25 protein-coding genes and 1 tRNA gene are annotated in these 25,071 nt (G+C 45.5%); 6 read left to right on the top strand and 20 right to left on the bottom strand.

The annotated features are described in order from the left end of the window. Positions 1-5: 5 nt before the first annotated feature. From ZMTM_RS03180 to ZMTM_RS03165, 4 genes are all read right to left on the bottom strand, one after another. Positions 6-626 carry a DUF4326 domain-containing protein gene (locus tag ZMTM_RS03180; protein ID WP_221764891.1) on the bottom strand — a complete coding sequence of 207 codons (621 nt, stop codon included), beginning with the start codon at positions 624-626 and terminating at the stop codon, positions 6-8. Then, positions 619-1,065 carry a DUF488 domain-containing protein gene (locus ZMTM_RS03175; protein WP_221764890.1) on the bottom strand — a complete coding sequence of 149 codons (447 nt, stop codon included), beginning with the start codon at positions 1,063-1,065 and terminating at the stop codon, positions 619-621. Before ZMTM_RS03175 ends, ZMTM_RS03180 begins: the two co-directional genes overlap by 8 nt. Further along, positions 1,055-1,771: a hypothetical protein gene (locus tag ZMTM_RS03170; protein ID WP_221764889.1), complete on the bottom strand. Its 717-nt coding sequence runs from the start codon at positions 1,769-1,771 to the stop codon at positions 1,055-1,057. Before ZMTM_RS03170 ends, ZMTM_RS03175 begins: the two co-directional genes overlap by 11 nt. 83 nt (positions 1,772-1,854) lie before the next feature. After that, positions 1,855-2,361 carry a hypothetical protein gene (locus ZMTM_RS03165; protein ID WP_221764888.1) on the bottom strand — a complete coding sequence of 169 codons (507 nt, stop codon included), beginning with the start codon at positions 2,359-2,361 and terminating at the stop codon, positions 1,855-1,857. A gap of 116 nt (positions 2,362-2,477) precedes the next feature. Here ZMTM_RS03165 and ZMTM_RS03160 point away from each other — a divergent pair, with 116 nt between their 5' ends. From ZMTM_RS03160 to ZMTM_RS03150, 3 genes are all read left to right on the top strand, one after another. Continuing rightward, positions 2,478-2,696 (top strand): helix-turn-helix domain-containing protein, encoded by a 219-nt coding sequence (locus ZMTM_RS03160; RefSeq protein WP_221765550.1) that lies wholly within the window; start codon positions 2,478-2,480, stop codon positions 2,694-2,696. A 114-nt stretch (positions 2,697-2,810) separates the two neighbouring features. Beyond that, positions 2,811-3,152: a hypothetical protein gene (locus ZMTM_RS03155; protein WP_221764887.1), complete on the top strand. Its 342-nt coding sequence runs from the start codon at positions 2,811-2,813 to the stop codon at positions 3,150-3,152. Positions 3,153-3,414: 262 nt separating this feature from the next. Next, positions 3,415-3,491: transfer RNA gene (locus ZMTM_RS03150), tRNA-Arg, on the top strand. Between the two features lie 204 nt (positions 3,492-3,695). Here ZMTM_RS03150 and ZMTM_RS03145 read toward each other — a convergent pair. The 11 genes from ZMTM_RS03145 to ZMTM_RS03095 all read right to left on the bottom strand — a co-directional run bounded on the left by ZMTM_RS03145 (position 3,696) and on the right by ZMTM_RS03095 (position 13,035). Next, positions 3,696-3,965, bottom strand: coding sequence for an HU family DNA-binding protein (locus ZMTM_RS03145; RefSeq protein WP_221764886.1), 270 nt, complete (start codon positions 3,963-3,965; stop codon positions 3,696-3,698). A 156-nt stretch (positions 3,966-4,121) separates the two neighbouring features. Continuing rightward, a complete protein-coding gene (locus tag ZMTM_RS03140) occupies positions 4,122-5,171 on the bottom strand; it encodes an ABC transporter substrate-binding protein (protein ID WP_221764885.1) in 1,050 nt (349 codons plus the stop codon). A gap of 32 nt (positions 5,172-5,203) precedes the next feature. Continuing rightward, positions 5,204-5,989: an ABC transporter permease gene (locus tag ZMTM_RS03135; protein ID WP_221764884.1), complete on the bottom strand. Its 786-nt coding sequence runs from the start codon at positions 5,987-5,989 to the stop codon at positions 5,204-5,206. A gap of 25 nt (positions 5,990-6,014) precedes the next feature. Next, positions 6,015-6,779 (bottom strand): ABC transporter permease, encoded by a 765-nt coding sequence (locus ZMTM_RS03130; protein WP_225907073.1) that lies wholly within the window; start codon positions 6,777-6,779, stop codon positions 6,015-6,017. 65 nt (positions 6,780-6,844) lie between these two features. Further along, positions 6,845-7,252, bottom strand: a complete 408-nt coding sequence (locus ZMTM_RS03125) for an ExbD/TolR family protein (RefSeq protein ID WP_221764883.1) — start codon at positions 7,250-7,252, stop codon at positions 6,845-6,847. Further along, positions 7,252-8,010 (bottom strand): MotA/TolQ/ExbB proton channel family protein, encoded by a 759-nt coding sequence (locus ZMTM_RS03120; protein ID WP_221764882.1) that lies wholly within the window; start codon positions 8,008-8,010, stop codon positions 7,252-7,254. The genes ZMTM_RS03125 and ZMTM_RS03120 overlap by 1 nt, the downstream gene beginning before the upstream one ends. 47 nt (positions 8,011-8,057) lie before the next feature. Next, on the bottom strand, positions 8,058-8,867 hold the full coding sequence (locus tag ZMTM_RS03115) for an energy transducer TonB (RefSeq protein WP_225907072.1): 810 nt from the start codon (positions 8,865-8,867) through the stop codon (positions 8,058-8,060). Between the two features lie 45 nt (positions 8,868-8,912). Further along, on the bottom strand, positions 8,913-9,806 hold the full coding sequence (locus tag ZMTM_RS03110; RefSeq protein WP_221764881.1) for an ABC transporter ATP-binding protein: 894 nt from the start codon (positions 9,804-9,806) through the stop codon (positions 8,913-8,915). A 300-nt stretch (positions 9,807-10,106) separates the two neighbouring features. After that, on the bottom strand, positions 10,107-11,177 hold the full coding sequence (locus ZMTM_RS03105) for an ABC transporter substrate-binding protein (protein ID WP_221764880.1): 1,071 nt from the start codon (positions 11,175-11,177) through the stop codon (positions 10,107-10,109). Positions 11,178-11,241: 64 nt separating this feature from the next. Then, positions 11,242-12,291 carry an ABC transporter substrate-binding protein gene (locus tag ZMTM_RS03100; protein ID WP_221764879.1) on the bottom strand — a complete coding sequence of 350 codons (1,050 nt, stop codon included), beginning with the start codon at positions 12,289-12,291 and terminating at the stop codon, positions 11,242-11,244. Positions 12,292-12,315: 24 nt separating this feature from the next. Continuing rightward, positions 12,316-13,035: a class II aldolase/adducin family protein gene (locus tag ZMTM_RS03095; protein WP_221764878.1), complete on the bottom strand. Its 720-nt coding sequence runs from the start codon at positions 13,033-13,035 to the stop codon at positions 12,316-12,318. A 307-nt stretch (positions 13,036-13,342) separates the two neighbouring features. Between ZMTM_RS03095 and ZMTM_RS03090 the strand changes: the two genes are divergently transcribed. After that, on the top strand, positions 13,343-14,542 hold the full coding sequence (locus ZMTM_RS03090) for a sigma-54 interaction domain-containing protein (protein ID WP_221764877.1): 1,200 nt from the start codon (positions 13,343-13,345) through the stop codon (positions 14,540-14,542). 84 nt (positions 14,543-14,626) lie between these two features. On the opposite strand, the gene ZMTM_RS03085 is transcribed toward ZMTM_RS03090, so the two are convergent. The 5 genes from ZMTM_RS03085 to ZMTM_RS03065 all read right to left on the bottom strand — a co-directional run bounded on the left by ZMTM_RS03085 (position 14,627) and on the right by ZMTM_RS03065 (position 22,948). Further along, positions 14,627-15,178 carry an NAD(P)H-dependent oxidoreductase gene (locus ZMTM_RS03085; protein ID WP_221764876.1) on the bottom strand — a complete coding sequence of 184 codons (552 nt, stop codon included), beginning with the start codon at positions 15,176-15,178 and terminating at the stop codon, positions 14,627-14,629. Between the two features lie 283 nt (positions 15,179-15,461). After that, a complete protein-coding gene (locus ZMTM_RS03080) occupies positions 15,462-16,493 on the bottom strand; it encodes an ABC transporter substrate-binding protein (RefSeq protein ID WP_221764875.1) in 1,032 nt (343 codons plus the stop codon). Between the two features lie 247 nt (positions 16,494-16,740). Next, on the bottom strand, positions 16,741-18,585 hold the full coding sequence (locus ZMTM_RS03075; protein WP_221764874.1) for an ABC transporter ATP-binding protein: 1,845 nt from the start codon (positions 18,583-18,585) through the stop codon (positions 16,741-16,743). Beyond that, positions 18,575-20,356 (bottom strand): ABC transporter ATP-binding protein, encoded by a 1,782-nt coding sequence (locus ZMTM_RS03070; RefSeq protein ID WP_221764873.1) that lies wholly within the window; start codon positions 20,354-20,356, stop codon positions 18,575-18,577. The genes ZMTM_RS03075 and ZMTM_RS03070 overlap by 11 nt, the downstream gene beginning before the upstream one ends. A 171-nt stretch (positions 20,357-20,527) precedes the next feature. Continuing rightward, the gene (locus ZMTM_RS03065) at positions 20,528-22,948 is read right to left on the bottom strand and encodes a TonB-dependent receptor (protein ID WP_221764872.1); all 2,421 of its coding nucleotides are present in this window, start codon (positions 22,946-22,948) and stop codon (positions 20,528-20,530) included. A gap of 513 nt (positions 22,949-23,461) precedes the next feature. Between ZMTM_RS03065 and ZMTM_RS03060 the strand changes: the two genes are divergently transcribed. Both ZMTM_RS03060 and ZMTM_RS03055 read left to right on the top strand, forming a co-directional pair. Next, on the top strand, positions 23,462-24,151 hold the full coding sequence (locus ZMTM_RS03060) for a class II aldolase/adducin family protein (RefSeq protein WP_221764871.1): 690 nt from the start codon (positions 23,462-23,464) through the stop codon (positions 24,149-24,151). 99 nt (positions 24,152-24,250) lie between these two features. Next, entirely contained in the window at positions 24,251-24,853 is a 603-nt protein-coding gene (locus ZMTM_RS03055; RefSeq protein ID WP_221764870.1) for a nitroreductase family protein, read from the top strand. Positions 24,854-25,071: the final 218 nt, after the last annotated feature.

Here is a 25,071-nt window from a genome sequence, read left to right as displayed (position 1 = left end):
TAATGTTAGTCTTCTATTGAATTTAAATATTCAGCAATTACATCCCCATGACAGGCAAGGGGTTTGCAATGGCAACCAAGCTTTTTTCCTTTAAGCGAAAGCAATGCTTTTCTTTTACTTTCATCTTTTAAAATTGTTTCGTAGAAATGTGTTCTATATTTAGCAATAACTTCTTCACGATTCCCATCTTTATCAATAATAAAGGGATTGCCCCAAGGACTTTTTCTACCAATATATAAATCAAAGTCCTCTTCTAGATTTCTATTTACTACTTTAGTAGTTTCAATTGGAATAAGTTTGAGTGGTTTATTCCTCGCTATTGCTTGGTAAATAAACTTTGTATGTTCTGTCCCATCCCAGAAAATAAGTAGGTGTGTGGCTTGATCAACCAATTTAATCACTTCTTTATCAGAAATATCAAATGCATTAACTTTTTGAACAATGTGATCTTTGTAATAACCCTTAATAAAATCTTTAGAGTCATCTACAGATATGAGAAGAAAATCTTTAAATGCATTTAAGAATTTTTCAGTCTCAGCTTTAAACTTATATTCCCTTCCAAAATTACTGGGGTAAGCTAATAAAACTAAATTTTCCTGAATTTGAAATATATCCAAATCAACCAATATGCTTAACCTCTAATTTGTTTCCCCATTTACTATTTAGATACTCCACAACTAACCTCCTGTGGCAATAATGAGCGGTTTTCTCACTGCATAACAAACATGCATTATTAAAAACTGTAGGAGATAAGTTATTTTCGATATTTCTTCTTTCCATTAAGTTCATAAATTTATCTTCATAAATTTCCCATGAACCTTTGCTTTTTTTGTATGCATCTAAAATATCTTTTGTGGGGGCTAATTCAGGTAAATGTAAATATTCTGCATTGCAAATTTCTTTTAAGAAATACTTCAAATCATCTCGTTTAGCAAAACCTGCTAACTGAGAAATATTATTTAATCTTACATCAATAATTTTTGAGACATGATTTTTTGAAATATTCCCAAAAAATTGTTGTGCTGTTGTTTGCGTGAAACCAATTGTGAATACTTTAGAGGTCATATGCTATTACTTGTGGCCAACATTGAGGGAAAGAATAAACTCCATTCACTTGAAACCAATAGCCCCTGCTTTGGCTACTTGCCCAAATTCTACCAATTCCAACTCTTATAAATAACTGTTCTTGAGCTCGTAAAAATGCATTTAAAGTTATAAGGCTTAAAGCAATTTGAGTTTGTTTACGGAAATAGTAATCAATATATCTAATGTCTTTAAATGGAATATCTATAAACCTATTATTTGAACCGTCAGTAAAATTAATTCGCAATCTTCCTTTATCGTCCAAATGTACATAAACTGATGTTGGATTTATTTGAATTGTTATGATGGAAGCTAGAATATTATTAACATCATAATCATAAATTAATTTTTGATTTGCTTGGAGAGGTACACCAAATCCAGCTTGCAAGGATGGAGAAGCATTATTAATTAAAATCTGCTTAAATTCTTGTGTAGTTGCATTTCCCAAATGATGTGTATTTGTATGATTGTAATCTTCAAGGTGTGGTGCAGAAGCACTGCCTGACAGAGAAAAATCTCCTTGAAGTTTAAATCCAGGGAGGATGCCATCCTGTTTACATTGGGTCAATGTGTAGTAAGGTTGTGGCCTTATACATTCTCCGCTGGCTATGTCCAAACCTGCTATACATACCAAATCTTTGTCTGGCTTAAATTGTGTTATATCTGTAATAATTATTGTTCTAGTCATGTTAACAATCCCCATTGTTTACAAACAGATTCACAATAGTAGATATTTAATTATAAAACAATTAAATCAATAAAATTATGCACTTATTTTTTTGCTAATGAATATTCAATTACCCTCTTTATTTCATTAGCGGTTTCAAAGTCTAAATGGGTGGCAAATTTTCTTAGAGTTTTAAGATTGGCAAAAACATTTATTTCGTATGAAACTTCATACATCTGATCTTTATAACCTGCACCTAATGCAAACCCTGTATTTCCAGTTCTGCTTCCCATTTCTTTTTGAAGAAACTCGGGTCTTTTTAATGCATTAACTATATCAATCTCATATTGACCATTAAAGCTTTCAGTACCATTGCTAACCACATCCCCTTTTATTTCTATTTTCTGTTGTGGTCGCATGCTCACTTTAAATAAGTGCCACCCTATGAAGCCTGCAGCCACTAAAATTGGCAACCACAATGCATCCCATATCAAACCAGCCAATCCAATTATAAGTAATTCAAATACAAATAACCCGTAAGGAAATGGCTTCTTAGCTGGTTGAATATCCAGTTCAATCGTTCCATCTGGTTTAGTAACTGTTGTAAGCATGACCCCATCCCATAAAATTTGTGATAATGAATTATGTGATGATAAGTCTACAATGTAAACTAAAATGTGATGATTAGTCCGTGGTTAATTAGTATTCATAATTGCTTAATTATGGGGTGAAAAATACCAATTTATCTATCAGGTTTGGACTTCGTATTAAAGAATTAAGGAAGTCCAAGGGGCTGTCTCAAGAAGATTTTGCAGATTTATGTGAATTAGACAGAACCTACATTAGTGGAATTGAACGGGGTAAAAGAAATCCCTCATTAAATGCATTAGAAATTCTAGCTAAAGCATTAAATATTTCTATAGGTGAGCTTTTCAGCAATCTGTAATCAACCTCGTTGACTTCAATAAATTTTCTACTATATTGAAATCAATGCACAAAAATTTTTCGTTTATCAATCCTAGCTTTAGAAATTTTCTGTGTAATAAAACAGGAGAAAACTATGGCACTTATCCCAATCAAACGAGATGGCAAGATTGATACCAAGCGGGTTCAGCATGCAATTATTACTAGTGAAAATATTATTCTTGTAATAGACCGTAATGCTATTCAATTCCTTATATCGCTTGAATTATTAGAATTAGTCTATGCAACAGATGATTTAAAGAAAAATGTACTGAGGGAAGAGTTACCCACAATTGAAGTTAAAGAAGAATTTACTCATGACATGTTGATTGATTCAGAAGCATGGGATTTTGGGATAGCTAAGGTAAAAATCAATATCATGAATATCAGAAAAAAATCACAACCTATAAAATCCAATACCTCCAAACTCCGTTTGTAGGCTATCTCAAAACGATTTTGTTAGAATTTTGGGGCATGTTATAATTCTATTTTTAGTGGTAGCAAAAGTGGTATCGAGTTTTTGCTACCAATTCAATAATCTTAAGCTACTAAGTTATTGATACTGCATTACATTGAATTTGGTGAAGTACAGTCCCTCGTTCTCCGCCAAGTTTTAAAGCGTAAGTTAAACTAATTAGGTTTGATTATTCTGGTAAGTTTTCTGGAATTAAACTTAAGTTCAAGTATAATGCACGCCTCACGCGCCCGTAGCTCAGCTGGATAGAGTACTTGGCTACGAACCAAGGGGTCAGGAGTTCGAATCTCTTCGGGCGCACCATAAATAAAGGCTTGCAGCGATGCAAGCCTTTTCCATTTGTGCTATTCAATCAGCCAACCACCGAACTAGCGACTAAAACGGCTGAAGATGTCATTAAACAGAAAAGTTCGAATCCTTATTTCGAACATATGATCTCACCCTAAATCACCACTTGTTCAGAACGACAATGTCCGCTTTAGTTAAAGCTTCTTATTCATCCTAGCTTCAGGCCTGCAACAAATCCTTAGAGAACTTAAAGTGTGGTGAGGCTTTGCTAGAAACTGCTACAAGCACACCAATCTTTGGGTTGCGACCTATTCTGGCACCCCTAGTGTGCCGAGAGAAACTACCAAACCCACGAATTTCAGTGCGGCCAGCATTGGCAAGGCTGTCTCCTATGCTGTCGAGGATAGACTCAACACAATTTTTAATGTCCGCTTGAGTCAGCTTTGGAAATTTGATTGAGAGTTGGGTTATTAGTTCTGATCGCGTCATATCAAGAGCTTATGGCAGATAAGCTTTCTTGGTCAATACGGAGATAGTCTTACATTAACTGGGCTAGTCTACTAACAACCTAAAGCGGCATAGTGCTAATTTCAGTATCCGCCAACGACATTAGCATTCAAAAAAACAAACCTCAATTCAAGAAAATTAAGCGATTTTTCTGACGTTTGAGCGTACTGCTTTTAGCGGCCGGGTATCGATCCAGTCATTAACCGAAAAATTGTAATTAATAAAGCCGTGTTTCAACAGAAAATCCTTGGCTGTTTCTAAGCCTTTAATCGACGGTTCATCTAGGTTAACTGACAAGCGCTGATGCAGATGCGAGCCATAGACTTTACTTACCCAGGCTTCTGATGAACCAGTCTCACGCGAGATATAAGAGAGAGTCTCGGCCGGATGACGTTTGGCCCACTCGCCCGCTTCTGCTACTCGTTTAAGAAATCGGGTGACGATATCTGGATGTTTTTCTATGGTATCAACATTGACTGTAATAGTACGCGGCGCGCAGTTACTGATGCGAATGTAAGGGTCAGGGTGAAAACCCAAATCAAAAATTACTTGGGCGCCCAGCAGATGGGTGATCTCCGCACCACGTACATCCTTGACGTAAATGGCATCAACTTCGCCACGCACCAGCGCATAGACTTCATTAACGTAGCCGTGACGTGCTTGACCAAAGCCACCAACATTATCGCTCTGGTTCACCGAGATATAGGCTGAGTCTGGCAAATCAACCAGCTCAATATCTTGCAGGTTCAAGCCTTCATATTGCAGCGATACTTCGAATGCACGCAACGCAGCGGCTCGGTTGTAATCAGTAGCAATCTCATGCTTGGGAATGCCGACCTTGCGCCCACGCAAGTCGCGAATACTGTTTACGCCAGACTGCGATAGGCTAATGATCACTTGGTATTCATCCGTCCAGCTTAAGCCAATAACACGGGTTTCGCGCCCCTGAGCGCGCGCCCAGATTGCAGGCGTATTGCCGCCCTGGCGGAATGAGTTAGGCAGATGGTGATCAAAGTGTGAGAACAACTCCGAAGGTTTGTCTGACTCTTTCAATGACTTGATGGATATTGGGTCATTGCTGAACTCTTCTTCGAGCCAGCCTAACTGGATGGCGATACCCAACGCTGTTGGTACAGGTGAACGTGTATACCAGAATTGATTGTTCTTATTTTCCTGGTGTTGACTCATGTTGCTGAACCCTTTCGTCTATCTTTTTATTGTTAAGCTTTATGCGTATTGCGCCAGCGAAACAGATAATCGCCCAGCCGGTTGATCACGAAATTCATGCCAAACCCCAGCAGGCCTATCAATATTGTCACCACAATCAATATATCCATGCGCGCGAGGCCTTGCGCATTCATCATCATATTGCCCAAACCAGCCCCAGCATTGAACAGTATCTCGCTACCGATAGTCGCCAGCCAAGCAAAAGCCAGCGCAAACGAAAGTCCGGTAAAGATATTCGGCAAGGCGGCAGGCAACAAAATACGGAAGAAAGTGGCACTGCGGCTCAGCTTGTAAACGTTACCCACTTCGCGATATTTAGCTTCAACCTGGTTAAGGCTTTCATAAGTTGCCAGCACCAATGGATAGAACGCAGATAAGCAGACTACAAACAACTTAGCAGGGTCGCCATTACCCAGCCAAAGGCTTAATAATGGGGTCAGGCCCAGCAAGGGCACTTGGCGTAAAAGATGGTAGATAGGGCCGAATATGCTATCCACCAGACGCGACACTGACATCAGCGTACCTAGGATAAAACCGATACTACCGCCAATCAGCAGACCAATCACAGCTCTTGAAATACTCGCATTCAGGCTTTGCGGCAATTCGCCAGTTGCCCAGGTTTCCTTGGTAGCTTTAATCATGTCTTCTATTGAAGCGAATGCATAAGCGTGGGAAGGATCCTGGTGTGCCATGTATTCCCAGACTAGCAGGATAAGAATAGGCACAACCCAGCCCTTTGATATTCTGATTATCTGGTCGTTACTATAAAAATTTGTCATTTAAGAATTTGCCTGAAGCTGATAATTAGTTGTGCGCGACACGCCATGGAATAAGGTATTTCTCGCCTAGCTTGAATATACGGTCTATCGCAAAACCAATCAGTCCAGTCACCACAACACCGACTAATACAATATCCAGCCTGAACATATCCCTGCCCGCTTGCATCATCTGGCCTATACCGCTATCTGCCACTAACAACTCTGAAGCGATCAATATCGTCCAGGAGCGAGTAAAGGCAATGCGCAAACCAGTGAAGGTCGGCAGCAATATGGCCGGCAGAATCAGCTTGCGATACACAGTTACCGTCGGTAGCCGATATATCTGTGCTACCTCGAAATAGTTCTGCGATACGCCTTTGGTTGCCTCGTAAGAAGCCAGCGCCACCGAGAAGAATGTCAACATCACTACAATTGCAATCTTGAAGCTTTCATCAATGCCAAATATCAGGATAAAAATCGGCAACAAGGCAATCGTGGGGATCTGCCGAATCGCATGGAACACAGGCGCAAAGAAATCTTCTGCATTGCGCGATACGGCCATCACTATCCCAAATAACAGGCCGCTAACAGCACCTATACCAAAACCAAGCGTGAGGCGGTACATGGTTTTCAGCAGGTTATCCTGTAATTCCCCTGAGCTTAATAACTCAAGAAACGTCTGGTAAACACGCAATGGTGAAGAGAGCAGCCGCGGCGATATCAGCTCGATATGCGCCACCCAAGCCCAGACTAGCAAAAGTACGATAGGCGATAGCCTTGCCAGCCAGGGGTGTCTTTTATGATGTTGCACTGCTTGATCCTCTATTTACTTTTTAAACAATGATGCTGCTGAACTGGTTTTACTCTTCATGGCTTTCAATCAGCCTGCGTCAGCACTGCGAGCTTGGTAATGCCAGCACGTTCTATTGACGCCATCACCTTGGCTACCGTACCGTAATTCACGGATTCATCTGAACTCAGGTGCAGGGTCAAATCAGGGTTGGCGTCATGCAAACTCTTCAGTTCAAGCTCCAAACCAGTAAGTGGATATTCTGTTTTATCCACATAGACCTTACCTTCTGCATTCACACTCACAGTCACTGGCTTAGCTGGTTCAGGTGGATGGGTAGCCGCCGTTTTCGGCAGGTTAACGTGGACTGCATTATTCAGCAGCGGTGCAGTGACGATGAAAGCCACCAGCAATACCAACATCACATCCACCAGCGGTGTGATGTTGATCTCGCTCAGAACTTCATCGCCATCAGTATTGGATGAGAAAGCCATTATGCGTATGCCTCTTTTTTCAGGTTAACCACAGATGATGGATTGTTGGCATGGCTGCCATGCGCATCGCTATTGGCGGCCTTGCTGCTGATACTCTCAGTTTTGCCACGGAAACTCACTTTGCGTGACAGGTTGATCAAGTCAGCAGCGAAGTCATCCAGGTCACCAGTAGTGGTTTTCAAACGACGCAGAAAGAAGTTGTAAGCCAGTACCGCAGGCACAGCAACGGCGATACCGAAACCAGTAGCAATCAATGCCTCACCGATAGGCCCAGCAACAACTTCAAGGCTCGCTGAGCCTAGCTTGCTGATATCCGTCAGTGCATGCATGATGCCCCACACCGTACCGAACAGCCCGACGAATGGTGAAGTGCTACCGATACTGGCAAGTATAGCTAGGCCAGTTTCCAGGCTACGGCGTTCTTTCTGAATTTGCTGGCGCAATGTACGTTCCAGCAGGTCTTGCCTGTCGCCGCTATGTTCCAGATCGTGCGATTCATGATTGTCAGCATCACGCAACGCATTGAAACCTGCAGTGGCGACTCTTGAAGTTGGGCCATTGAATTCGGTGACTTCAGAGGCAGCCAACAGGCTGGATGCGCTCCAGAAAGCCGCTTTGTATTTCTTGTTCTGGTTGCTGGCACGCAGATTTTGTATGCCTTTAACCAGTAACAATGTCCAGGTCACAACAGAGAATATAACCAGGGTCCAGAGCACGCCCTGTACCACTAGCGATGTTGATGAAGATACGTTTAACATATTGATTTCCTTAATATAAATAATATTGGTGTGTATTTAATTGGGTACTACTTTGCAAGCTTGAATTCGATAGGCACTGTGGCCCAGCCATCTACTGGTGTAGTGCCGCGTTTGGCTGGCGCAAATGTCCAGGTTTTAACCACTTCCAGAGCCGCATCATCGAGCGTCTTGCGACCGCTGGTCTGCTTGACCTCTACGCTGCTAGCTTTGCCATTGGCTTGCACATGCACGCGCAGAATCACCTTGCCTTCCCAGCCCTGGCGTTGGGCAAACGCTGGATATTCTGGTGGCGGATTATTTAGGTATCCCGCATAGCCTGAAGCTTCAGTGACTGGTTCTTCTTTAGGTGTAGGCGGCGGAGTCGGCACAGCAGCAACAGGCTCTGTGGTTTTAGGCGCAGTGGTGTTCTCAGGCACAGTCAAATCGTCCGGTGCAATATTCTGCTCAGCAGGTGCTGTGCGTAATGCTGGCGTTGGTCGGGCTGGCTGTGGCTTGGGCTCAATTTTTGGCTGGGGCGGAATCGGCTTAGGCGGCTCTATTTGCTGTGGTGGAACCACAACTGGCCTGATCAACAAGACTTCAACCTCATTCTTTTGCGGCTTGATAATGCTGGGAGTCGCTAGGGAATGCAAATAGCCTTCAACCCCAGCAAGGTGAGCAGCGACCACCAGCAAACCGAGTATTAGGTAATCCTTGCGCGTGAGGCTGCGCGGCTTTTCTTCAGTTCGCAACAGCTGCGCAAAGCGAAAAGAATCGAAACGCTCACTGGCGCTCGACAGGCTTTTTGCAAGAGCCTCCCTTACTGGCACAAAATCGGCCTGCGGTAATGCAATCGATGAATTCAAGGCACTAGACACTTGACACCTCCTTTTGATAGCTCATATGAAATTCAGTCATGCGTTCTAAACAAAGTCCTGCAGCACATCTTCCTTGATGCGCTGAAACTCAAGATCGGCACGCACATGTGGCCTTGGTAGATTGACTGGGACGATGCGTTTAATGCGACCTGGATGGGATTCCATGACGACAACACTGTCGCCAAGAAAGACCGCCTCTTCTACATCGTGGGTCACGAGGATGGTAGTCAGGTCTTCTTGCTCCCACAGACGCACTAGCTCCTGTTGTAGCTTGAGGCGTGTCAAGGCATCTAATGCCGCAAAAGGCTCATCAAGCAACAGCAGTTTGGGACGTAATATCAATGCACGGGCAATGGCCACGCGTTGTGACATGCCGCCTGAAATCTGGTGCGGATAGGCTTTTTCAAAACCACTAAGGCCAACAACTTCAATCTGCGCTTTTACGCGGGCCTTGCGTTCGGCCTTGGGCACATCGGTAGCCGAAAAAGCCAGCAATATGTTTTCTTCAACCGTCAGCCAGGGGAATAAACGGTGTTCCTGGAATACAATGCCGCGGCTGAGGTCAGTCTCACGCACAGTTTGGCCGAGGTAGACGATATTGCCATCATAGCCAGCATCTAAACCAGCGATCAAGCGTAGCAACGTTGACTTACCGCATCCACTAGCGCCGACGATAGAGACGAATTCGCCCTGGCGTACTTCCAGGTCAATGCCTTCCAACACTTTCAACTGCTTGCCACCCAGCACGTACTCTTTAGCCACTTGGCTAATCTTGAGCACTATCGGTTTCGGTACTAGCGGCTTTGCAACCTCGCTATGCACAGGCAATTGATGCAATACACCAGCCTTGGCCGATGCTCTTGATGCATCTGCAGCCGACTCAGCATTGACATGTGGTTTGTGGGCGGTGAAATTGAGCACCGTATTAATTGAACTCATACTACTTAATCTCCAAATTTGAAGTGCATATACTCTATGCGCAACTGAATATAGTGATACATCATTAAACTCATTAGCTATATACGCAATCGCTATGCCAATCTTAAAATAAAATTAAATGTCATTAACTATCAATAGTTTATGATTTTTACTGTAAAGAAACTTGGAAGTTTTGCTGTTGCTAGAACACCAGAAACTGCATGACTGTTGCCTGAGCAACACAGCTTCTAAGAATGAAAAAACCTCTATTCCATCACCAGAGAATAGAGGTCTAAGGGGTCGAACGGGTTTTAATTCAGGCTAATTCTTTGCCTGAAAAGTGGTGTTAATCCAGTAATTATCGATCTTCAGGTCTTTGATTGCCTGATTGACGAATCTGGGGTTCAACAACTTGCCAAGATCAATATCATTCTGGATCAGGCCAGACTCACGGGCATAGGCCACAGAACGGCGATAGTGCTCAGTTAGCGCTTGGTCATACAATGGTGACCAGCGATCCTTCCAGCTTACGCTGTCGTTATCGTAATCACGGCGAATCACGCTTTCAGGCTGGACTTGGCTCGCATACTCTTTGATATATTGTTCGCGGTTCTTATCCTGCGATATCCAGTAACTCGCCCTCACATAAGAGTTAGCGATAATCTGTGTAATTTCAGGATATTTCTGCACGAACTCATTGCTGCCCCACAAACCGCCAAAAAGCTTCCAGTCTGCTGGCGAGTTCTTGGTTGACCAGATGATCTTGCCGACTTTTTTATCTTCAAGGTTATAAGCGTCGGTCAGGCTCACAAATGCGTCTACAGAGCCACTTGCCAGTGATGCAGCGCCCACTTGTGGATTTACGTTAACAATCTTGAAGTCTTTCAGTGTCAGGCCTTGTGATTCCGCCAAATTGGCAAAAGCAATCTCCCATGGGCGCCCACGATGCAAGGCAATGCGCTTGCCCTTGAGGTCTTGAATTGTCTTGGCTGTGGAATTGGCAGGCACTACCAGATAGGTATTGCTGCTACGTCCCCAAGGCACCACCAACTGGCTGATGGATTGCGCAGAGTTCAAAATAATCGGTGGCAGGTCGCCATACGAGGCAAAATCAATTGAGCCGTTAGCAAAACCTTCATTGATGATTGGGCCTGTTTGCGCTGTTGCTGCAGGCACCCACTCGATCTTGATGCCTTTTTTTGCTAGTGCATCACCGAGACCGCCCTGTTCGAGCAATACTTCCTGCCCCATAAAAGTAGTCTTGCCTGCAATGTTATAAGCCACTACAGAGATGCGGACAGTCTTCGGTAAATCTTCAGCAACTGCCAAGGACGATGCAAACGCCATGACAGTTAATCCAGATAACAACAACTTGATACTTTTTTTCAACATGACAACTCCAAATAATTTCAGGTACAAAGCTGCCATTTATACAGCTCTATATACAGATACAGTGTTAAGCGGCCTTAGCTTTTTCATGCAGCCATTTCTCGGCCTCAGCCAGGGGGCGGAAATCAACCCATGCATCGAGATCAATATCGCGATCCAGCAGACCATGCACGAGCATGAAATCTTTCTGCTGGCGGAATAACTCGATACGTTCTGCAGAGAGTGAGGGCACTAGCGATAAATGAAAATCATCGCCATAGGCTGTCTCAACGCCATCATTGCCTGAACGCGTTTCGCTTTTCAGAATATCGCGCACGCCATTGATATTGGTTTTGGCCCAATCAGCGGCACGCAGGGTTTGGTAAAGAAAACGTGCAACGAGATCGCCATGGTTTTCCAGAAAATCTTCATGCACAGTGATTGGCCTAGGCGTGCCGTTATTCACACGCGTCTTAAGGTCTGCGTAGCTATCCAGATTGATACCTACTACTGCGCCCAAACGTTTGGCGGCATCAACAGCGGAAGCGCCTTTGACATATACAGCATCGACATTGCCATCAATCAGATCCTGCAAGCCAGACCACAGATCACCAAGTCGCTCACCGCGGTTGCCAGTGTTGCCCCAACCAGAAGCAACCTCCACCAGTTTGACATCATCCAGAGTCAAACCAGCAATAGACAACGCGCCCTTATAACCATGCAGGCTCATGCCACGGGCAATACTACTGCCACGAATGTGATCCTTAATTGGATGGTCAATGAAAGCTGGCAGTGCTAAGCGCTTGCCACGCAGATGCTCAGGCTTGGTGATGCCAGAATCAGGCCTTACTAATATGGCTTGCCATTCTTCTATCCACGTCAACCCTATCAGTTTTGTAGCTGCTCCTTGTGCCCTGGCTGCAAGAGCCAACAAGTTGCCACCTTCGCGGATCAGGGTTGGCAGCTGGTGATCGTAGTGATGGCGCTGTAACTCACGTGGCGCATCCTGTAATGTAGAAACCTTGATGCCATCCTGTGCAAACTCCTCATCTAGCCAACCTAGCTTATACGCAAGGCCAGTGGCTGTAGGAACTGGGCAACGGGTGAACCATATCTGGTCGATATTCTGCGTGCTCATATCTTTTCTCTCATTTCTCTACGCTTAGCCCAAATCCGTCACGGGCACCAAACCTTCTGTCTTGGCCTGTTCGAATATCTTGGCCATCTTCCATTGCTGCGCCAATACGCCAGGGCCGTAATCACGAGAACCACCGAGAGACTCTGCTAGCAGCTGAATCTGAGCACCTTCTTCTAGCAGCAGGATGAATTCGGCTGTTTTGCGCAAGCCTTCCTTGCCCCATACGGTTGATCCACCGTTGGCTTCGAGAATAGCTGGAGTGTGGGGATTGAGCTTGATTTGGTCGAGAATGTAATCTACCTCTTGCTGACGGCGGTCAATATAGACCGGCAATTCACGAATCAGCTTGAAGCGCTGCACTGGCACATAGCGAATCGGTAAAGTGCGATGGGTTTGTGCCCATGCGCCGAGATATGGAGAATGCACATGGGATACGGTAGTGATATCAGGATGCTGCTGGAATATCTTGGTATAGCGACCTACACCACCAGCCTTGCCTTGATAAACCGTGCCGTCAAAACCGGCCACTGTTGCTTCCAGCTTTTTGCCACGATTGAATGGGCCTGGATCATTGACTATCACAATCTTATCTTCACCAGGCACACGCTCGACAAAGCCAACCGTGCCGTTAGCGGTGATAGTGCCCGTTTCACGAAACACATCAAATGCCAGCTGTGCCTCGACCAGCACTTTGGCGACAAAAGCATCAATATCTGTTTTTGTTTCTATGGCTACTACACTCATTTTCATATCCTTTATTGAACGTTGAATACAACTCACTGCGACATAAGCGCAATAGCTGTGCCAAGATCCAATAATAAATACAAGTTATTGATATTATTAATTTAATTAAGAATTAATACGAAATGATCTGATGTGCTGATTTCAACAATTGATCTGAATAGAACAGTAGCTGTTGCCTAGCAAACACTTTAGAGTTCATTTAACCTTTAATTCTTTATAGTTATATTGATATTATTTATTATTCATATACATTTTAATAACTATTAAGTATATTCACGCCATTCATTAGCAGAGAGTGAGCACAAGAATGCGCACACAACCATGGCACTATGATTTACCTGGAAATGATCGCTCGGGCAGCAGCCCAAGCTTAGAACACCGCCGAGATTCCGTTGAACGGTCGGTGGAAGCCGCTGATCATGTAATCACTCACCCTAATCCGTCTGCGGTTAGTTTATCTATCCGTGCCAGCGCTCTGGTATTCAGCGACCCAAAGTCGCAAAGCCTGCTGAGCCTGATTGAGAAGATTGCTGCCAGTAACGCGACCGCATTGATCATTGGTGAAACGGGTACCGGCAAGGAGCTGATTGCACGTCATATTCACGCCTTGAGCAACCGCAAGAACGGGCCATTTCAGGCCATCAATTGCGGCGCATTCTCCGAGACGCTTGTTGAAAGCGAGCTATTTGGCTACGAGCGTGGTGCATTTACTGGTGCCAATACATCCAAGATAGGCTGGTTTGAAACCGCCAATGGCGGCACCCTGTTTCTGGATGAAATAGGCGATTTGCCGCAATCCACTCAAGTAAAACTGCTACGTGTGCTACAGGAACGTGAAGTAGTAAGGGTAGGCTCACGCAAACCCACACCGATTGATGTGCGCCTGATTGCCGCCACCAACGTAAATCTGGAAGAAGCCGTGCGCGCTGGCCGCTTCCGCGAAGATTTGTATTACCGCATCAAGGTAGTACCAATCGACTTGCCGCCATTGCGTGAGCGCCGTGGCGACATATTGCCGCTGGTTGAGCACTTTCTGAATGTGTATAAAAACCGCTTGCAGACTGCTACCCCACAACTGGCACCAGAGACCATACGACTCATGCTCGATTACCCCTGGCCTGGCAATATTCGCGAGCTAGAGAATGTGATTCACCGCGCCTTGCTGGTATCCACATCGTCGTCGCTACAACCCAAAGACCTGAACCTGCCAGCTATTCATGCGCATAGTCTGGATCTGAAAGATCAGGGTTATCAAAAGCCAGAGCTTCAATCTGTAGGTTATACAAGCACATCCTACATAGCCGATAGCGGTACAGATGCGCTGGAGAGAACCCTCAACGAGCTATTTGAAAAAGCACCTGATAATCTCTATGACTTGATCAACGGCGTTACCGTTGCCAAGGCTTATGAGTTTAGCAACAAGAATCAGGTACATACCGCCAAGTTGCTAGGCATCAGCCGCAATATTTTGCGCGCACGACTGAAAGAACTTGGACTAATCGCCTGATCTATAGCTGTTAAACGATAAAAAAACAGGGCCGATAATTTCGGCCCTATTCATTTCTGAATGGCGACTATCAAATTGTAATTTCTAAGCAACGAGCGCCTGCAAATTCTCCTGCTGCAAGAGAAATACTGCCTGATCTACCGCAACATCAATCCGCTGCTTGATTGCATCGCTTGTTAACTCATAATTCACGAACTCAGTATCTTTGGCATATATCGCCGTAGGCACGGTATAGACGCCGAAAAAGCTGGCGAGTGTTCGTAGTTGGTAGTCCAGCACCAGCGCATGCTGGTCACTACCCCCAGTAGCCGCTAGAATCGCGACTTTACCTGCCAACCGCTTTGGGTCTAGCAAATCAAAGAAATGCTTTAGCAAGCCAGTATAAGAAGCCTTATAGACTGGGCTAGCAATCACAATCAAATCTGCTTCATCCAGCTTTTTATACTCAGCCGCCAAAGCATCAGGAAACTGGTTATAAGAAACTGTGCTGCCCAGTACCGTTGCGATCTGCGCAATATCAATCACCTCAGCATGCGCATGCAGCTTTTGTGATGCCTTGTTCACGATCACCTCCACCAAATTCTTGGTGCGTGATGGTTGGGTAATGCTCCCCGAAATTCCGACTATTTTTGCCATACATTAAGCCTTGTTCAAATTGGTTATAAAAGATAGATGGGGTCATACTTGCAAAAGCAATGCCATTAAATAATATCTTTTATAATCAATGACTAATTAATTTATAAGGGTATATTTAATAGAATAAGTCAGATATCAATACATCAAATGTTGATGCAATGTTGCAGCAACAACACTTTGTGGCAGATAGCAGAGTATTGATGGGCAACTTATGACTACTTTCGCGCCAAATAAAAAGCAGGAGCCACTAAATAACCCCTGCTTTTTTACAGTCTGCTTATGCTTAAGCTGCTTTCTTTTCCAATGACTGCAATACTTCCCTTAATGGATTTGGGTCTATCCAGGCATTTACATCAAAATCTGCCTTGATGAAGCCCCATTTCAACAAGAAATCCTTGTAGCCAGATAAAGCGGCGATGGATTCAGGGTTGAGATCAGTACCCTGATGCAGGTGAATGTCGTTGCCGTAGGCTTTGCGTACCCATTCATCGGTAGAGCCTGATTCGCGGGCAATATAAGCGACGGTTTCAGCTTCATGGCTGGCTGCCCAGTCGCCGACTGAAAGCACTTGGCGCAAGAAGCGCACGACTAAGTCAGGTCTTTCACGCAGTAGTGCACCATCCACCGTGATTGGGCGGGGTGCGCCGTTGTTGGCACGTACTTTTGGGTCAGGATGGTTGCGTACGTCATACACAATGGTAGCGCCATGATGTATGGCAGCCGCATAGCCGCGCGCACCTTTGACAAAGATTGCATCCACGGCACCACTATTTAGCGCATTGAATTCAGTCTCGTAATCCACGCGATCTGTCAGTGCCCAGCCGCGGCCAGTAGGTCTCACAGGGGTATCAAAATCAATGATTTCAACATCTTTATCGGTCAAGCCCGCTGTTTCTAGCGTCACGATAATGCCGCGCAATGCGCTGGCACGTTGATGATCAATACTGATGGCATTGCGTGGTAGTGCGATCTTTTTACCTTTTAAATCTTCTGGACGTGAAATACCTGAAGATGGTAATGCAAGAATCAATTGTGCTTCATTCACCCAGTTGAGGCCGATGACGCGGGTATCTGTACCATTAGCACGCGCCCATATGGCAGGCACATTGCCGCCCTGGCGGAATGAGTGTGGCAAACGGTGATCGTAGTGCGATTCACGGATATCAGGGTCTTGCGTATCTTGCAGGGTGTTGATGGTAATACCATCGGCTGCAAACTCCTTGTTGATCCAGCCTTCGCGAGCCGCTAGGCCTAGCGGTGTAGGCACTGGGCAGCGTGTGTACCAGATGGTATCGATTTTTGTTTTTTCAGACATGTGGTTCTCCTTGTATGGGTAAGCGATGTACTGGCAAAGCATTGATTGCGCAATATCCTCGTATGTAGGTATTGGCATCTTCTGTGCCAGTCTTATCGACGCAAAAGTAAATTATTTATTTGTTTTATTTCAATGGCTTACTTAAACCAATTGGTGACTGGAAATAACTCTGTAATGACTGGTGCTGGTATGGCAACATCGATACCTGAACTGGCTGTTGCCATACCAGCACCAAAGCGTCTATTTATTACGCTGTTAATTCAGCCACGGAAGCTTCTTCGTAAGCTTTGTATAAGGCCGAGTAATGACCGCCCTGGCGAATCAGCGCCTGATGGTTACCAAGCTCGGTAACTTCTCCATTCCATATGACGGCAATACGGTCGGCATCGCGAATAGTAGCTAATCTATGCGCGATGATGATGGCCGTGCGGCCTTCGCACAGGCGCCGGAAAGCATTTTGTATGCGGCGCTCGGTATGGATATCAACGGCAGAAGTGGCTTCATCCAGCACCAGCACAGAAGGGTTGGCAAGGTAAGCACGAACCAGACAAACCAGTTGCCGTTGACCATGACTGAGAAATGCTCCCAAAGGCCCGACTTCGGTGTAATAGCCAGCAGGCAAGCGCTCTAGCACTTCATCTGCACCCAATTCTCTTGCTGCAGCAATTAAGGCTTCATCACTTGCTTCTGGCGCACCCATTCTAAGGTTGTGTATTACAGAGCCCGAGAACAGCACATTATCTTGCAATACCACGCCCACTTTGCGGCGTAAGTCTTGCTGCGCGTAATCACGCACATCTTGCCCATCTACCTTGACGCTACCAGATTCCACCTCGTAAAAACGCGTTAGTAGTTGTACCAGCGTACTCTTGCCATGCCCTGTAGGCCCCACAATCGCCAGCACCTGACCAGCTGGGATATGCAGACTGAGATTATCGATGACAGGTTTTCTGGCATTTTTATCGTAGCTGAATACCACATTGCTAAACTCAACTTCGCCATTCCGTTGTTTGGGTTGCAAGGGCAACAAGGGGTCAATGATTTCAGGTTCTGTATCCAGTAGCAGGAAGATGCGTTGTGCAGAGGATGCGCCAGAAGAATAGCGCTCAAACAGTTCATTCAATTCCTGTAGTGGCCCAAGAAATAACTGCACGTAGAATAGGCTTTGTGCCAGTTGACCCACCGTCATTTCATGCTCGGCAATCCCAATGCCGCCAGAGAGCAATAGCAACGCCATGCCTGCCGCGCTCAGCACCTGTGTCAGCGGTAAAAACCAGCTTGCATAGATATTGCCGCGAATCAGGGTGCGGTTGAAATCCCAGATCAATGAACGATAGTGATCAGCGTTTTTATCCTCGCTCACGCTTTGCTTGATCATGCGCACGCCGGACACCGTTTCCACCAGGTGTGCAGTAAATCTCGCGCGCGCTTCCGCTACTTTTGCCCAGTTTTTCTGCGAGATACGCTTGAACAGCCAAGTGCCGACCACTAAAAATGGCACGATGGTGAGCATGGCATAGAGCAACTTGGGCGAAATCCACCATAAAGCAAAGCTGGCGACCACGAAACGCAAAACCGCTGAAAGCAACTCAGGCGGCCCTTGAATCAATAAAGGCTCGAGCGTATCGATGTCGCGATCGGCACGTGAAATAATCCGCCCTGCCTTGGTCTGGTCAAAGTAGCGAACGCTTAATGCCTGTATATGCGTGAATACTTTGATACGCAGGTTATTCAATATGGCGATGGCTGCAGAGCCCGATAAATACTGTGATAAGCCAGATACGCCAAAACGCACGACCCAGGTAATCCCCATACCAATAGCCATCCACGTCAACAAATGCTTATTGAGTAATATTCCTTGCGCTGTTTGAATGAACCCATGGTCAATCACTTCACGTAAAAACCAGGGGCGGATGAATATCACACCGACCAGTAGCGCTTCAAGCAAAATCACTGCCGCAATTCGGCCTTTTACCTGTTTGAGTAAAGGTAGCAAGCGCCCAAACATATTGCGGTCCAGCTTCTTTTTAGCCAGCATTTGTTCCAGCTCAATATCATTGAGCGCACTATCACCACGAAAACTATTTGCCATGTTCTACTCCTACCAGGTCGCGATATTCCGCGTTATTTGCCACTAAGTTGTCATGTGTGCCTTCAGCGACAATCTTGCCTTGATGCAGCATGGCGACGCGGTCTGCCAGCAAGATGGTTGAGAGTTTGCTGGCAATCAACACAACAGTGATTTGTTGCCCCACAGTACTGCGCAGTTTGCGGATATTCTCAAGTACGCGGCGCTCGGTAATCGCATCCAGCGCGCTGGTGGCATCATCCAGAACCAGAATGGAAGGCTTTGCGAGGAAGGCCCGTGCAAGGCTGATACGCTGGCGTTGACCGCCTGATAACGTGATGCCGCGGTCGCCAATTTTGGTTTGAAGGCCATCCGAGATTTTTTCCAGCACCTCAGTTGCAGAAGCCAGTTCGATGGCCTCAAGTAAATCTTCGTGTGATGCGCTGGGTTGGGCAAGTTTGAGGTTGGCCTCTAGCGTGTCTGAGAATAAAAACGTCTCTTGTGGCACGACATGCACTTTTTTCCGCAAGGTATCGAGTTTCAAGTCTTTCAGGTTTTGCCAGCCAGCCCATGCCGAGCCTATCAGCACTTTGCCGCCATCTACATCTAACAGTCTCGGCAATAAACCAGCCAGCGTGCTTTTGCCTGAGCCCGTAGTACCGACAATGGCGACGACTTCGCCCGGAGATACTTCAAAATCACAATCATGCAAAATAGTGTTATCACTGCCTGGCGTTTTGACTGAGACTTTGCTTAAACGCAAACCCAAAGCACCTTCTGCAATGGTTTTTTCGCCTGAGAATATCTTAGGGTCTTCATCCAGCAGTTCCCAAATACGGGCAGCGGAAGAACGTGCATCAGCGAATACCTGCATCACGCGACCGATACCTTCAATTCGGAATACCAATGTGTTGGCGACCAATAAGGACGAGACTAATTCGCCCACATTCAGGTGGCCTTGTTGTACCAGTAAGGCGCCAATTACCAGTATCCATACGTGGCTCATCGCCACCACGATCTGTGGCAACGGGATGCGGGACGAGGCAAATGCCAGGGCTGTTCGAGCATGGTCAATAAAATCCTGCACGCTCGTAGTAAACACAGCTATGCGTTGTTGCTCAAGACCGAAAGACTTGATCACGCGCACGCCGTTCACGCCTTCGCTGAGTTCCTGGTTCACTTTGTCATAGGCTGAACCCACAACGCGATCCAGCTCAACCAATTTATTGGTTTGCAGGACGAAAATACTAATGCCAGATAAGGTGAAAAATAAGGTACCTAAGCCTAACCACGAGTGATACCAACTCAATAGCCCAACAGAGACCAGCACCCACAAGCTGGCTTCAAATACCTGTCGCCAGAAATTAATCAGTGCATCACGAACCTTGTCGGCATCACGTGTAGTGCGGGTGACGATTTCGCCCATGCCGTGTTGCCAGTGGTAAGCAAGGTCAAGCCGTTGCACTTGCAGCATGATGCGCTCACGCAAAATGTAGAGCAGTTGCTGGCCGATAATCAGCGACATCACGCCGCCTAGATATTGCACAACACTGCGACCAATCGCGACCACTACCATCAACACCAGCCAGTATTTAGCCAGGCTTAAATCCAGGCTACCATCTGCCGCACGGCTAATCATTTTTCCTGTTTGCACATCATGAATAATCTTGCCCACCAACCATAACTGCCAAGCCATGCCGACATTCACCAGAACGAACAGCAGCGCGGTGATAGAGAATTTGTATGGCATGTAACGATAGAGCGCCAGACAACGTAATAAGGGGTTTTTCGACATATTCAATCAATCAAAGATTGTGCGTCAGCACATAAAGCAACGCTAAAAACATAAACAACCTGACAGATAGCGCGCTAAATGTCAGGTTGTTTCTTGAGTAACTAACCACCAATATTGAATGTACTGTTTGCGTTTGCAGCACTTTTCTATGGTGGGTTAGTGTATTGCCAGTTAGAAGCGTAAGGTCACTGAAATGCCAGCAGTTCTTGGGTTTGCCCAATAAGTAGCGGCTCCCGTTGCTGCAACTGCGCCAGCTCTTGCACCAGGCAATGCATGGTTGTGGTAATTCTCATCCGTCAGGTTGTTCACATAACCAGTGACAGCAATGCGATCTTTTGCTGTGCTATATGTCACGCGGGCATTGACGATGGAATAAGCTTCCTGATTCAACAGTGGGTTATTTTGTGGATCAACAAAATAGAACTGATCGCCTAGGTAACGCCAATCACCTCCAACGACTACTTTGCGACCATTATCCAAAGGAATCTTATAATCGGCGGCAAGCAGGCTGCTGAAATGCGGTGAACGAACAAACTGGTTACCGTCACGATTACCGCCACCGTTTAAGATGTCGAAGTCATCAAACTTGGTTTCCAACAGCCCGATATTGGCGTTGATGTGCAAGTTATTGGTAGGTAGGGCTTCTACTTCAAACTCAGCACCATTTACATGTGAACTGGTCACGTTCTGAAGGTAAGAAACAGGAGTAGGACTGCCTGCAAGTGCGCCAACAATATTTACTTGCGCATTTTTATAGTCGTAATGGAAGACGTTAGCATTGAAATTCAAACGACCATCCAGCCATTCAGATTTATAACCTAACTCATAAGAGTTCAGGTTTTCTGGGCTCAATGTATTGAGTGCCGCAGAAGTAGTCGCTGCCGTATTGAAACCACCCGATTTAACACCGTGTGCAAATTTGAAATACACACGGTCTGTTGGGGTCAATTTGTATTCAGGTGTTAGATCATAAGTGAGTGCATCCCATCTTTTAGTCTCGGTGTCAGTAAAAGTACTGGTCTGCCCTACGATTGGATTGCCATAGGTACCCGTGTATGAATTCCACCATGATGCAAGATTGCTCCAGCTCGCACCGCCAGCAGCATTATTCAATCGGTTCAGGTCAAGTTTCTTTTCTTCAGTTGTCCAGCGCAAACCCAGTGTGGTATTGAACTGTTCAGTAAAGTTATAGGTGCTACTACCAAAAATCGCATAACTTTCAGTCTTGTGATTGAACGTGGTCAGGCTGTAGGCAGTTGGCGCGGTGCTTCCAGCTTGGGCAGGAACAGTGCCATTGGGTAGTCTTGCACTAGCAGAATAGGAGTCAATATCTTCTTTAAAGAAGTGAAAGCCTGTCAGCCAATTCAAGCGATCTTCACGTGGTGATGCCAAGCGGAACTCTTGTGAAATCTGGCGGCTTTTAGCATCGTTATAAGTCCGACCAATTTCTAGCGGTGTGAAGTCAGAGTCAGCTTGTGCAACGTTACCGAAATCTTCATAGCCAGTGATCGAGGTCAGTGCATATTGACCAAGTTGCCACTTCAAGTTTAGTGAAACGCCGTTTTGTGTCGTTTTGCTGGTGTCAGGCGCATTGGTGCTGACATCATTGATATTGGTGCTCGGAATATAGCCATTGATATAAGCGCCACCCACCCCTGTGCCAGTGACAGTTGTAATTGCCCCATTTGTTTTGTAGTTGCGGTAATGCACGTTTAACAAAGCCTCAAGATCAGGTGTTAATTCAAACAGTAATTGACCGCGAATCGCTGAGTCGGTCAGTGATCCGTCTTTCTGGTTTTTGAAGACATTGGTAAAACGACCATCCTGATTTTCATCATGCACAGATAGGCGGCCAGCAATGCGTTCATCAATAATGCTACCGCCGATTGCCCCTTCGATGATTTTGTCATTGTAGGTGCCATAGTCGGTCTTGAAGTAGTTGTCGTCGCCTGAGAAAGTTGGTTTTTTGGCAAGTACGTTAATCGCGCCGCCAGTTGTATTTTTGCCCCACAACGTGCCCTGTGGACCACGCAATACTTCTACACGGTCGATATCAAATAATGGGAAGCCCGTAGCACTGGCATTACTGATATACACATCATCCTGGTAAAAACCAACGGGGTTCGGGAAGTCAATTTGTTGCTGACCAGCGCCAACACCACGAATCCACCAACGTGGTCGGCCATGCTGTTGTGTACCAGCTGACGCATTCGGTACGTAGTTCAACACTTCACTAGCAGAGCGGCCTATGCCTTTATCCAACAACTCTTTACCATCCAGTACGCTGATAGAAGTGGCAACATTTTGCGCACTTTCTTCACGTTTTTGCGCAGTGACGACTACGCTGCTTAAGCGGTTTTCATCCTGGGCAGCAGGCTTACTGGCACTGCTTGAGCTATCTGCTGTTGCGCTATCGGTGCCGCTCTTTTGCTCTTCTGTGGCAGGCTTATCTTTCACATCATCCGCTGCATAGAGCTGGGTGGTAAATAGTGTGCCTGCCAGCGCGCCGATAATTGCTGTGGCTATGGGCTTTTTAATGAAAATGGATGCAACACTTGCAGCATCTTTTTTATCTGTACGAATTTTAGACATGGTTTTCCCTGTAATTTTATAAAGACTTCTCCACACCTTCAGGTGTTGACGTCTTTAAATGGCAGGTTCCATGCCAAATTTATAAATTGGCGATTTATAAATTTAATACTTTGATTATTAAATACTTTTTATGAGTTGGTGACTAAGTCGGCTGATTGTTAACTGAGGTGATAGTGTTTTTCCTACAACAATTGATTGTGTGGTTTTATAACTTATGTTGCTAAAACAACACATGGATACAGTAATTTCTTCTTTGCGTATGCTCATATCTGATTGTTGGTTGAGCAACAGTTTATGTTGTTGTAGGAGCAATATTTTTTCTGGGGGTTGTTTCAGCGAGCGCTCATCACTAACTTTATTTTTTTAGTTATTAATGAATAGAAACAAACAATTAACATTGTTTATTGTGTGAGTTTTATGTGTAGCTTACTGGCAAGTAACTCCTCAATTGACCTTGGCATGCAGCTTGCGCTATGCCTCCTGTCACTATTAACACATAACAGGAGAGTATTCATGAGCACACAATTATCAGAGATTGACCTGATTTCCTATGTAGATGAAGCCAAGGCGGATGCTATTCATGCCTTTAACGTATTGCGCGATAACGGCACCTTGTCCGCTAGCCTTACTTTTCACGTCAGCCATAAAGTACCCGGCCACGATAAGCTATTAACCATCCGCTTTCCTGGCGGCCTAGCACGAGACCAAACACCGACAATCAGCATTACCAACTTTTCAGACGAAAAGAATCACATCCTTAATGAAACCCGTCTGGATGCGGATACCGCCATTCATATCCACACCAACTTCCTCTCAGCCTGGTCATTGGCACACAAGCCGTTTCCTATTCTTTATGTAGCGGCAGCACGCCACTTGTTGGCACGTGAGATTCCTAATCACTTAGATCGTACCCGTAGTGTCCTTGATGTCATTACTGAACGTCTGGATAAGCATCCTGAATTAGCACCACCCCCTGCATTGCTTGAATCAAACGGTGGTGTGAATTTTTGGGGTAAGGGCATTATTAGGACTGCTGAACTGATTCTCTTTGTGGAAGAGGCAGCACGCTATCAGGCAATCGCCGAGCAAATAGGCGGCGCGCAACACTACACGCCAGGCGCGCTAGAAGTGCAGTGGAAACGCACTGGCCTGCTGGAGAAAGCCAAAGCTTACAGTGGGCGTTATCTTGAAGATTTAGTCTGATTCTTTGGCTAATTCTCACGTTTGTTCAGGTCGGGCTAAATGCCCGACTTTTTATGTGTAACAACACAGTTCCTATATTAAATACACCGAGGCCGCATTATGTCCGATAGCAATCAACGCATTACCGAATACGATATCAACCCGATTTTCATCCAGCGCTGGTCACCGCGTGCCTTTACTGGCGAGGCCATTGATGAATCGTTGCTGTTTAGCCTGTTTGAAGCTGCCCGCTGGGCACCTTCTGCCAATAACTCACAGCCATGGCGCTTTATCTATGCTAAGCGAGATTCGGCACATTGGCACGCATTGCTAGGCTTGACCAATGAAAACAATCAACGCTGGGCTGCCAAAGCGGGTGCTATCGTTGCGTTGATATCCAAGACTAGCCATATCCGTAATGGTGAAACCGAGCCTAGCCCATTGCGAAATCACTCACTGGATGCAGGGGCTGCATGGACCAGTCTGGCTTTACAAGCCTTGTATGCTGGGTTGGCGACACACGCCATTGGTAGCTTTGATCGTGAAAAAGCGAGAGAGGTACTCTCTATCCCAGAGGGCTTTCATATCGAGATACTCATTGCCATCGGCAAGCAGGCCGAGCGTGATAGCCTGCCTGCTGACTTGCAGGCCAGGGAACAACCAACGCCAAGGCAGTCACTCAGTCAGTTTGTTGCTGAAGGCAGTTTCAGTTTCAGGGAATAACACTCTCTGAGAAAAGTTGCTGCAGAAACATTTGCCGAGAATTTCTACAGAGCTAGTGTTTCTCAAGCAACATTTCCTGCTTATTTACATCTAGCCAGCCATGTTTCCTTACTCCTAATATTTTTTAATAAAAGTTAATAAATTCAATAATTTAATTATTTATATCGTTCATTTTCGACTCTCTTTTAGCTGGTGGCACGAATTCTGCCATTCATCTG

Source organism: Methyloradius palustris (assembly GCF_019703875.1).
In the GTDB taxonomy this organism is placed as follows: Bacteria; Pseudomonadota; Gammaproteobacteria; order Burkholderiales; family Methylophilaceae; genus Methyloradius; species Methyloradius palustris.
The sequence above is the reverse complement of the archived record's forward strand: the minus strand, read 5'-3'. Positions and strand labels throughout refer to the sequence as shown.